This is a genomic window from Sphingomonas crusticola, assembly GCF_003391115.1.
GTDB classification, from domain to species: domain Bacteria; phylum Pseudomonadota; class Alphaproteobacteria; order Sphingomonadales; family Sphingomonadaceae; genus Sphingomonas_I; species Sphingomonas_I crusticola.
The window spans coordinates 3,355,390-3,366,072 of sequence record NZ_QTJP01000001.1 but is presented as its reverse complement, the minus strand read 5'-3'; the positions used below and the strand labels follow the sequence as shown (position 1 = coordinate 3,366,072).

8 protein-coding genes and 1 tRNA gene are annotated in these 10,683 nt (G+C 65.2%); 4 read left to right on the top strand and 5 right to left on the bottom strand.

The features are described from left to right. Positions 1-454: 454 nt before the first annotated feature. From DX905_RS15855 to DX905_RS15840, 4 genes are all read right to left on the bottom strand, one after another. Complete coding sequence (locus DX905_RS15855) at positions 455-1,453, bottom strand: glycoside hydrolase family protein (protein WP_116092638.1); 999 nt, start codon at positions 1,451-1,453, stop codon at positions 455-457. Positions 1,454-1,521: 68 nt separating this feature from the next. Further along, entirely contained in the window at positions 1,522-2,388 is an 867-nt protein-coding gene (locus DX905_RS15850; protein ID WP_240320904.1) for a family 43 glycosylhydrolase, read from the bottom strand. A 92-nt stretch (positions 2,389-2,480) separates the two neighbouring features. Next, complete coding sequence (locus DX905_RS15845) at positions 2,481-3,035, bottom strand: hypothetical protein (protein WP_116092201.1); 555 nt, start codon at positions 3,033-3,035, stop codon at positions 2,481-2,483. A 9-nt stretch (positions 3,036-3,044) separates the two neighbouring features. Then, positions 3,045-5,813 (bottom strand): TonB-dependent receptor, encoded by a 2,769-nt coding sequence (locus DX905_RS15840; RefSeq protein ID WP_116092200.1) that lies wholly within the window; start codon positions 5,811-5,813, stop codon positions 3,045-3,047. Between the two features lie 360 nt (positions 5,814-6,173). Here DX905_RS15840 and DX905_RS15835 point away from each other — a divergent pair, with 360 nt between their 5' ends. The 4 genes from DX905_RS15835 to DX905_RS15820 all read left to right on the top strand — a co-directional run bounded on the left by DX905_RS15835 (position 6,174) and on the right by DX905_RS15820 (position 9,367). Next, a complete protein-coding gene (locus DX905_RS15835; protein ID WP_116092199.1) occupies positions 6,174-6,602 on the top strand; it encodes a hypothetical protein in 429 nt (142 codons plus the stop codon). Positions 6,603-7,049: 447 nt separating this feature from the next. Beyond that, positions 7,050-8,789 (top strand): 30S ribosomal protein S1, encoded by a 1,740-nt coding sequence (gene rpsA, locus DX905_RS15830; RefSeq protein WP_116092198.1) that lies wholly within the window; start codon positions 7,050-7,052, stop codon positions 8,787-8,789. Positions 8,790-8,954: 165 nt separating this feature from the next. Beyond that, positions 8,955-9,233 carry an integration host factor subunit beta gene (locus tag DX905_RS15825; protein ID WP_116092197.1) on the top strand — a complete coding sequence of 93 codons (279 nt, stop codon included), beginning with the start codon at positions 8,955-8,957 and terminating at the stop codon, positions 9,231-9,233. Positions 9,234-9,281: 48 nt separating this feature from the next. Then, positions 9,282-9,367 (top strand) — tRNA-Leu (locus tag DX905_RS15820). A gap of 59 nt (positions 9,368-9,426) precedes the next feature. Here the strand turns inward: DX905_RS15820 and DX905_RS15815 are convergent. Beyond that, positions 9,427-10,590 (bottom strand): cell wall hydrolase, encoded by a 1,164-nt coding sequence (locus tag DX905_RS15815; protein ID WP_116092196.1) that lies wholly within the window; start codon positions 10,588-10,590, stop codon positions 9,427-9,429. Between the last annotated feature and the right edge of the window lie 93 nt (positions 10,591-10,683).

Genomic DNA, 10,683 nt, shown 5'->3' with positions numbered 1-10,683 from the left:
CCAGGCCGTGGCGCAGCATCGCCCGCCAGTTTGAATTAGGTATTGTGTCCCGGGAATTGCTAAAAGTCGGATTTGCTAGGAACTGCCATCAAATTACGCCGATCGTCGCAGTATACGCGTAGGCCTCACTTGGAATCTGAAGGGCAAGAAGCCGCGTATCGTCGTCAGATAGCAAAAATGAAAACCTGACCATCGATCCGCCCTCTACGGTTTCCTCGCGATATGGGAAGTTTAAGCGGCCAGCCACTCCTCTTACTAAGTGAGCATTATCTGACAGGGTTGTGATAACCGTAGGACTAGTTGTTTTGCGCATGTCAACATCTCGCAGAGCAGCCAGGCTGGCGATCTTCTCCAGTCCGTATCACAGGGATAAGCTCACCGGGAATAAGGCCAATCGAGCTCGCGTTGCCCCGGCAATTCCGGCAATTCCGGGGACACAATACCCAATTCTCCTTCAGTCGCCGTCGGCCCCGAACACCTTGACCAGCACGTCATATTCGCGACGGCTGATCGCCAGCATCGAACCATGGCGCGCCCCGGGCACCATCTCGTACCGGTTCCACGCCGGAACGCCGCTATTGCCGGACACCTGATACCATGGGCCGGCCAGCCGGGGCGCCGTCGACAGGCCGTAGCTGGTGCCGGCATATTGCTCGTAATAGAGCAGCCAGCTGCGATCGTCGGGCGAACGGATCAGCGTCGGCGCCTCGCGGAAGTTGGGGCTGAGCGGTGGTCCCGGCGGCGGGTAGGGCCCGGTCAATGCCGGCGCGCAGCTCATCCGGATCGTCTTGCCCGTGACCCAATCATAAGACGGGTAGCGCTCGTCCTTGACGATCGCGCAATAGCCGCGCGCGCCGTCGTTGGGCTGCACGATCGTATCGATCGTCGCCATGTTCCAGGGAAACAGGCGGCGCGGCGCCCCGTCGAAGCGTTTCAGGTCCGGCGACAGGACGTACAATGTGCGCTGGCTGGCCCAATAGGCCTCGGGATCGGCGTCGGATCCCGCCACGTTGGGCGTGTGCCAGGTGAGCAGGAAGCGCGCCGAGCGCCTATCGAAGAACAGCTTGGGGGCGCCGATCCGCTGCAGCGCGTGGGGGTGTCCCGGAATGTCCGTCAAATCGGGCCGATAGGTTGCGAACGGCAGCCAGCGCACCAGATCGTCCGATACCCAGAAGCGGATCAGCGGATCGTCGTCGCCCTTGTTACCGACCAGATAATAACGCCCGTCGCCGCCTTGCGCGATGGAGGCATGGCCGTGATAATCGGTCGAGACCGGCTGGCCGTGGTTCAAGGCCCGCCAGTGCAGCCCGTCGAGGCTGACCGAATAATAGAGCATGCCGTAATGCGCCTTGGTCATGTGCGCGAACAGATAGGCCTTGGCCGGATCGATATAGGGCGTTTCCGGCGCACCGGGCGGCACGCCATGGGCCATTGTCGTGACGGTCAGGAGCATCGCCGCGAAAAGCGAGGCGACGCCCCGGCGTATGCCGTCCGATGCGAAAAGGCCGCGACGCATCGTGCCTAGCGCCTGGGCAGCGTCGGCGCGGCGTCGCCGTCGGTCATGCGGATCGGTACGATCAGCCCGTCGGCCGTGTAGCGCACGCGATCGATCGCGATCTTGCGCTCGCCCCGGAACGGCCCCGGGCCATGCTCGCCCTCCCAGCGGTGATAGACGATCAGCCATTCGCCGGAGGGCGTTTGCACGAAACTATGGTGGCCGGGCCCTTGATGGCGACCGTCGCCGGTCAGGATGGCGCCGCGATAGGTCCACGGCCCGACCGGCGACGGCGCCGTCGCATAATGGACCGAATAGCTCGGCCCGTTCCACTGGCCATGGCTGTAGGAGAGATAATAGAGGCCGGCGCGCTCATGCATGAACGAGCCTTCGGTGAACAAAGGCGGCTGCGGTACCGTAATTTCGCGCAGGAGATGGATCATGTCGGGCGCGAGCTCCCACACGCGCAAGGTCGATCCCGCGCTGCCGCCCGCATAGAGATAGGCGCGGCCGGTCTTCGGATCGACGAACACCATCGGATCGATCGCCTCGAAGCCGTTGCCGCCCGTCACCAGCGGGCGGCCGCTGTCGCGATACGGCCCCTCGGGGCGGTCGGCGACGGCGACCCCGATCCGGCTGGGAGTCGGATTTTGCGGCCCGACCGAGAAGTAGAGGAACCATTTGCCGCCGCGCGTCGCAATGCCGGGCGCCCACAGGAAATGCGACGCTGCGCCATCCTCGCCGATCCAGCGTATCTGATCGCGGCGGAGGATTTCGCCGCGACTGTGCCACGTCTTGAGATCGGCGGAGGCGAACGCACCGAAGCGATCCGCCGCCCAGCTTCCGCCCGGCCCGCCGGTCGGGAATATCCACAGTTCGCGACCGATGAACAATGCCTGCGGGTCGGCGCCCTGAAATTGCGGATTGCGCGCCGCCGCCGCGCCGGCAAGCGCCAGCCAAATCCCGGCAAGGGCGAAACGGCGCTTCAGGGGGCCGGCTGCCCGTAATCGAGGATGAAGACCGGGCCGATCTCCAACACTTGCCTGGCACTGTCGAGGTGGAGCGCGGCATTGAGGCTGCCGGCCGCATAATCCCGGTCGGCGGCGCCGGCGAGCTGATACATCTTCCACGCGCCGGTGAGTTCGAACGGCTGCTCGAAAATCGTGCGAACGACCGGTGTCGCCTCGAGCTGGACGCGCCCGATCCTTCCCGGCGCGCCGTCCTGCGTTTCGACCGCGCGCGCCCAGAAGGCGATGACGATGCGGTCCCCTTTCCTGACCGGCTTCAGCGTCGGCGTGATCACGCCAACCCGCCAGAAATCGGCATGGCCGGAGAGCGGCACGCGCAACGCCTTGCCGAACTGGACGCCGTCATCCCTGCGGATTTGCGGCTGGAGGTTGAGGCCGTAGGGCGTGAGCGAAGGCACGCGCGGGTCGTTGATGATGCGATCGGCCGCGCTCGCCGCCTGCGCCGCCACGGGTTGCGTGGCGGCGGCGTTGGTGAGGACGAGCGCGGCGACGAGGGCGAGACGGCCGATCATGTCCGCGCGTCAGAAGCGGAACCGTATGCCGAGCGAGTAGGTCCGCTCGAGGTAGATGATCTGGCGCGCGTAGATGTCGCCGGTGTCGTATGGACGGTAACGCCGCAGCGGGTTGCCGAGCAGGTTCACCACGTCGAACGCGACGGTGATGTTCGGGACCGGCGTAACCGTGACCGAGCCGTCGAGCTGCCCGCGGCCGCGCTCGGTGATGCCGTGGTTGAACGGGTCGAGCGCTTCGAACGTGTAGGCGGTCACGAATTTGGAGCGGTAATTATAAGCGAGCCGCGCGGAGAAGGACGGCCGCTCGTACAGCGCGATGACGTTGTAGGCCCATTTCGAAACGCCGTTGAAGGGGCGGGAGCCCGGATTGAGATCTTCCTTGGACTGGATGTAGGTGCCGTTGGCCTGGATGCCGAAGCCCTTTGCCCACTCGGGCAGCCCGTCCAGGTCGAGGAAGCTCACGAACGACATCTCCGCGCCCTGCAACCGGGTCTTGCCGAGATTATAGGGTCGATCGATGCGCAGGCCGGGGGCGGAGCGATCGGGGTTCGTCGCAACGAAGCCGTCGGCATTGTGCCGGAAGATCGCCGCAGTGACCGAGCCCGTCCGCGAGAAATAATATTCCAGGCTCACATCGTAATTGTCCGAGGTGAGCGGCCTCAGATCCGGGTTGCCGGCCGAACCGCCGCGGCGCAGGCGTTCCACGCAGTCGGCCGTGGTCGCATTGACGAGGCAGGGGTCGCCGGGGGCGAGGATCACCGGCTGGCCCAGCGTCAGGTTCGGCCGAAGATCGAAGAAGCTCGGCCGGGTCCGCGTCTGAGTGTAGGCGAGCCGCAGCTGCAGCTTGTCGGTGAACGCCACGCGCGCGCTGACGTTGGGCAGATAATCGGTATATTCGTTGCGGGCGGTGATTGCCGGGTTGGTGATCACGCCGCCGCCCGCGTCGATCCGCGAGAAACCGGAAATCCGCGTCTTGGTCTTGACGGCGCGCAGGCCGACGAGCCCATCGATGACCGTATCGCCCAGGTCGAAGCCATATTTAAGCTGCGCATAGCCGGCGTAGGATTTCTCATTGGCGCGGAAATTGTCGGTGGGGTTGAACGCAGGCAGACCTGCGGGCGTCCCGAAGAAGCTGCGCAGCGCGACCAGGTTATTGCGGATGCTGTTGCGCGTGAGCGCGGCATAGGTGCGGTTCGGCTGCGCATTGTTGAAGTCGAAGCCCGGAAGCGTCGCCTTGACGACCGCTCCCGGAAGCGTGGTCAGCGGGATGCCGGCACCTTCATTGTTGACGTAGAAGTTGCCGAAGTCGCGGCCCGCGTCACGATCGTCGTAGCGGACGCCGAAGTCGAGCCGCTTCAGGAAGCCGGTACCGAAATCGTAAGTCAGGTCGGCACGCGACTGCCAATCCTTGCCGTTTACGATCAACAGCTCCTGATAGAGGCCACGGCTGATGAAATTGGCGGGGTCCTTGAGGTCGAAGTCGACGAAGGTCTGGCTCGGCCCGCCGTCGTCCGAAACATCGAACGCGACCTTGCGCACGGGCGAACGCGCGGCGGCATAATCGACGTTGACGAGATTGGCGGTATATTGGCTGTCGGTATAGGCGATGTCGGCTGAAATCTTCAGCCGGTCCCGCGTCCAGACCGCGCCGCCGCCGGCCTGGTACGTGTCGGTCTTGCCGTTGAACGAGCCGGTATAGCCCTCCGGCCGGACCGCGCCGCTCACGGTCGCGGTGGAGACCTGGTTGGTGCCCGGGATCGTCGTCACGTCCGAAAGTGTGATGCCGCCGAAGATCGGCACGAACAGCCAGCGGTTATAATCTTTCGAACGGAATCCCTGGTAAAGCCCGTCGGCATAGATTTCGAGCTCAGGCGTCGGTTTCCATTGGAAGGCGGCGTTGGCCGACGGGCGATAACGGTCGCCATAGCCCAGGAAGTTGCCCTGGGCGTCGGGGAAGCGCAGGCCCCGCTGCGCGGTAGGCGCATTGTTGGCGTCCGTCGTGGCGATCACCAAAGACTGTTCGCGGGTGGAATCGAGGAAGTTGATGCCCACGTAGCTGACGTTGAGCAGCAGGCCCATTTCGCCGATCCCCGTCGTCCAGCGATCGCTGACAAGCAGATTGCCGTTCCACGATTTCTTGTCCGACTGGTCCCAGTAAACGCCGTTCAACGAGCCCGACACTTCGAAGCCCCTGAAGTCGAACGGCCTGCGGCCGCGCACGTTCACCTCGCCCGCGATGCCGCCTTCGATCTGGTTGGCCGTGCCCGACTTGTAGACCTCCAGCGCGGCGACCGTGCCGGCCGGGAAGTCCTGAATTTGGACGTAGCGGCCCTCCGCGGTGAAAATCTGACGCCCGTTATAGGTCGTGGTGAGATCGGGGAGACCGCGCACCGTTACGCCGGCCGACTCGCCCCCGCCGCGCGTCACGCCCACGCCAGGGATACGCTGCAGCGCGGATGAGGCGAAAGTATCCGGCAGCTTGCCGATATCCTCGGCGACGACAGCGTCGACGATGCCGTCGGACGTCCGCTTGATCGCCTGCGCCGATTGGAGGCTGCGGCGCAAACCGGTGACGACGATCTCCCCGTTCGCGTCCGCGACATTGGCCTGCGAGGCGGGCGCGGGCGCAGCCGGATTGATGCTCTGATCGGTCGCGGCGTCCGGCTTGGGGGCTTCCTGAGGCGGATTGGCGGCCTGGGCCCGCGCGGCCGATGGCGCCATGGCCGCCAGCAGAACCATTGGCGAAGCCGACACGCGCAACAGCGATTTCCAGTTCATATTCTCTCTCCCTGTTCGTCCGCCCGATCTTCGCGGGCTGGTAATGAGGCGATGGTAAATAGGGCCGAGCCGGACCGCAATGATTTATATTATATATAGCCGGGCTGATTGCCGTTTGCGGGATGAGCGGACGCGAAACGGGCCCGGGACCGTGCGTGGCTGGACCATGCGCGGCGCGCATAGCTCGTTCGCGGGAAGGGAGTGCGGCACATCCTGCGCGAGCTGCGGCGGATGTGCTTCCGCTCCATGAAGGCGGATCGGCTATTCCGCTATGAAACCGTAGACGGTCGCCGGACTTTGCCATTGGCCCGTCGCCGTCTCCGCCCTAAAGGAGGCAATCCTCCAGCATTCGTGGACCCCATGACCAAATCCGCCACCGACCTGATGCAGGAGATAATCTTCGCGTCCTTGATCGACGCCGTCGGCGCGCTGCGCACGGCGTCCAAGGGCGTGCCCAACGCGATGCTGCGCGACGTGCAGGCGATCGGGCCGAACACCAGCTTTGCGGATCTCCCCAAGGAATTGCAGACGAGCATCGGCGAATCCGTCCGGCAGGCGTTCAATCGCCTGCTCAAGGAGGGCTATAGCGTCTCGCCCGGCCGGCCCGCGCCGCCGCCGGTTCGGCCGCGCCCGCCGGCTGGCGGTGGTCCGCGCCCGCAAGGTCCGGGTGGCCCACGGCCGCAGGCACCAGGCGGTGCCCGCCCGCCGCAGGGACGGCCCGGCCAGCGTCCGGGGGCGAGACCTGGCGGCAACCGCGACGGGCGCCCGCCCAAGCCGCGCGGGAAATAAGGCGGCTTCCCTATCTCCGCTCATGCTGCGTAGAGACCGAGCAGGCGCATCAGCGCCGTATCGAGGGCTCGTATCGAAGCACGCTCCCGAGCCAGTCCTGCGATACGGGCCCTCGATACGCTGCTGACGCAGCTACGCGATGCCTCCTCAGCATGAGCGGGGTGGATGTTTCCCGGAGGGTATGGGAGGCAGCCCTCCCCGCTTGCCGGAAGCCCGCCTTTCGGCTATGGATGATCCATCCAGCGGGCGATGCTCGCGGAGGATGGCGCGCTAAGCCTGGGCAACGCCCATGCTTTGACGCGCCCTTTTCGCATATTGCGCCGAGCTTTCCTCCGCACGCTTCATTTGACGGATGCCGTTCGCGCATGAGGCTCGGGCGGCGGTTCGGCTGAAGACCTCCGGAGACAACCGGACGGCCGGAAACAGACTGAAGGAATATCTATCTTTATGGCCACTACGGCATTTCCCACCCGCGACGATTTCGCGGCGCTGCTGAACGAGACGCTCGGCGGCGAGAACCAAGGCTTCGAAGGACGGGTCGTCAAGGGCACCGTCACCGCGATCGAGAACGACATGGTCGTCATCGACGTGGGACTGAAGTCCGAGGGCCGCGTTCCGCTTCGTGAATTCGCCCCCGCCCCCGGCCAGAAGGCCGAATTGAACGTGGGTGACGAGGTCGAGGTTTATGTCGACCGGGTAGAGAATAGCCATGGCGAAGCGATGCTGTCGCGCGACCGCGCACGCCGCGAAGCCGCATGGGATACGCTCGAGCATGAATTCGCCGCCGGCAATCGCGTCGACGGCGTGATCTTCGGCCGCGTCAAGGGCGGCTTCACGGTCGACCTGAACGGTGCCGTCGCCTTCCTGCCCGGTTCGCAGGTCGATATCCGCCCGGTCCGCGACGTCGGCCCGCTGATGGACATCCCGCAGCCGTTCCAGGTGCTGAAGATGGATCGCCGCCGCGGCAATATCGTCGTGTCGCGCCGCGCCGTGCTGGAAGAGACCCGCGCCGAGCAGCGCACCGGCCTCATCCAGAGCCTGGCCGAGGGCCAGATCGTCGATGGCGTGGTCAAGAACATCACCGATTATGGTGCGTTCGTCGATCTCGGCGGCATCGATGGCCTGCTGCATGTCACGGACATCAGCTACAAGCGCGTCAATCACCCGTCCGAAGTCATCAACATCGGTGACACGGTCAAGGTGCAGATCATCCGCATCAATCGCGACACGCAGCGCATCAGCCTCGGCATGAAGCAGCTCGAGAGCGATCCGTGGGAAGGCGCCGCCGCCAAATATCCGATCGGCGGCAAGTTCACCGGCCGCGTCACCAACATCACCGAATATGGCGCGTTCGTCGAGCTGGAGCCGGGCATCGAAGGCCTGGTCCATGTCAGCGAAATGAGCTGGACCAAGAAGAACGTCCACCCCGGCAAGATCGTCTCCACCTCCCAGGAAGTGGATGTCATCATCCTCGAGGTCGACGAAGAGAAGCGTCGCATCTCGCTCGGTCTCAAGCAGGCTCAGGCCAATCCTTGGGAGAAGTTCTCCGAAGCCCACCCGGTCGGCTCGACCGTCGAGGGTGAAGTCAAGAACGCGACCGAGTTCGGCCTGTTCATCGGCCTGGACGGCGAGATCGACGGCATGGTTCACATGTCCGACATCGCCTGGGGCGTTTCGGGCGAGGAAGCTCTGGCGCTTCACCACAAGGGTGAGACCGTCAAGGCGCAGGTCCTCGACATCGATCCCGAGAAGGAGCGGATCAGCCTCGGCATCAAGCAGCTCGAGCGTGCCGGCGCGTCCACCGCCCCGACTTCGGGCGCGGGCGCAGGTGCCGGTGCCAGCAGCAGCGGCGGCGTCAACAAGGGCGCGATCGTCACGGTCACCGTCATGGCCTCGGGCGACGGCGGCCTCGACGTGCAGGTCGGCGACGATGGTCCGCTGGGCTTCATCAAGCGCGCCGATCTCGGCCGCGATCGCGACGAGCAGCGTCCGGAGCGCTTCCAGCCCGGCCAGAAGCTCGATGCGATGGTGACCGGCTTCGATCGTTCGAAGAAGCCGACCTTCTCGGTCAAGGCGATGCAGCTCGCCGAAGAGAAGCAGGCGGTTGCGCAATATGGCTCGTCCGATTCGGGCGCGTCGCTGGGCGACATTCTCGGCGCGGCGCTGAAGGCACGCGACGAGGCGTAAAAGGTTGCAGTCAGGGGCGGGCCGGGGGAAACTCCGGCCCGTCTTGCAATCATTTGAAAAGATTGATCTACGTTTAGTTTGATTGCATAAGGGGATCAGGCGCAGGGTGCGGCTTCTTGGGGGGCAGGAAGCACTCGTCCGCGGCACCAGTAAGGGGCAAGTCCAGTGATCAGGTCCGAACTCATCGCCCTAGTGCACAAGGATCAGCCCGGGCTTTCGCCGAACGAGGTCGAACAGATCGTCGCCTGCGTGTTCGACGCGATCTCCAAGCGGCTGGCCGAGGGCGGCCGGATCGAACTGCGCGGCTTCGGCACCTTCACCACGCGTGCGCGCGACGGCCGGATCGGCCGCAACCCCCGCACCGGCGAGGCAGTCGACGTCCAGCCCAAACGCGTTCCCTATTTCAAGCCCGGCAAGGAAATGCGCCACCGGCTCAACGTCTGAGCTTCGGCTCTGGCGTTCCAGCCTCTGCTCCGGCTAAGCGTCCCCTGTGCGGACGTGGCGAAATGGTAGACGCAGAGGACTTAAAATCCTTTTCCCGTTAGGGAGTGCGGGTTCAAGTCCCGCCGTCCGCACCACTTTCAAACAGGCCGCACGCGGGTCGTCAGTTCGAGAAATCGCCTAGCCGCGCCCGGCATCAGCGCAGGCATTGCGCGGGCGGGCGCGGAAACCGGGTGCAGTCCCAGCTGGCCCGGGCGAGGCCGAGCACGGCGCTCTTGCGAAAGACGAATGCGACCGAGCGCATCGCCAAGGGCAGGATCGGCAGGCTGCGCGGAATGTCTGCTGCGCTGGTCCAGCCGAAAATCGTGCATTCCGTTTTCGCGCCGCAAATCCTCAAGCCGACCATCGCGTAGCTGTTGGGGTGGGCAGACGGGTCGAGCTGCAGCACATATTGCGCTGCCTCCTCGTCCTTGAGGCGGACGATATTGCCGTTCAACGCGTCGGCACTCAGCCCTGCTATGGTCAGCGCCGGCGGCAGTGGCAGCGCCGCATCGGACGCGACCATTGGCGGATCGCCGGCCGGGGCAAGCTCGGCGAGGCCGGGAAGACGGGCATCGGGCCGCTCGCCGGGCTGAACCTGGCCGGTAAGCCGGTGGCGCGATCCCCATATCCCCGGCCACCGATAGAAGATCTGGGTGTGGACGATCGCGATCTTTTCAAGGCTGGAGCGCCAATAAGGCACGACCCAGTCGGTGTGATAATGAGTAGCGGTGCCGACCGGCTTGTAGACGAAGCCCGACAAGGCGGCCTCCGCGATCTCGCGGGCGCGTGCGAGCGCCTCGGCCGAGAGCGGACGGGCGAGCGAGCCGTCGCAGGTGAAGGTGAACTGGCAGCCCGTCTTACGCTCCGAGCCCTGGAAGATCACACCGCAGACGGTCTTGGGAAAGGCAGGATGGCGCAGCCGGTTGAGCACGACCTGGGCCACGGCGCGCTCGCCCGGAGGATCGTCCCCGGCTTCGTAGAGCACCGCCGCCGCGAGGCAGGCTTGCGCCGCGGCGAGATCCTCGGGTGATCCTTTATAGCGGAAGGGTACCGACGCGGTCGGTGTCGCCGTGACCAAAGGTACGGCGGCGTTGGACGCGCGCGCCTCATCCGGCGTCTCGGGCGCGAAGATCGTGGGCGGCACCTCGGGCGGTGGAGCGAATGCAAGTGTCGTCGCGCTGCCGGGATCGCCCCGCGACAGGTCTGGCTTTGGGCTGGTCTCACCAAATCCGGTCAGCGCGACGGCGACGCCGACTGCGATCAGAATGACTATCGCGACGAGCATCATCTGCTGGCCGCGCCACTTCGATACCGACATCCCGCTCCCTTACCAGCCGCGAGCCGTCTTAACGACAACCGAGCACACTTGCTCCCCGTCCGATGCGACGCGTCGAAGCTGCCGCCGGGCACG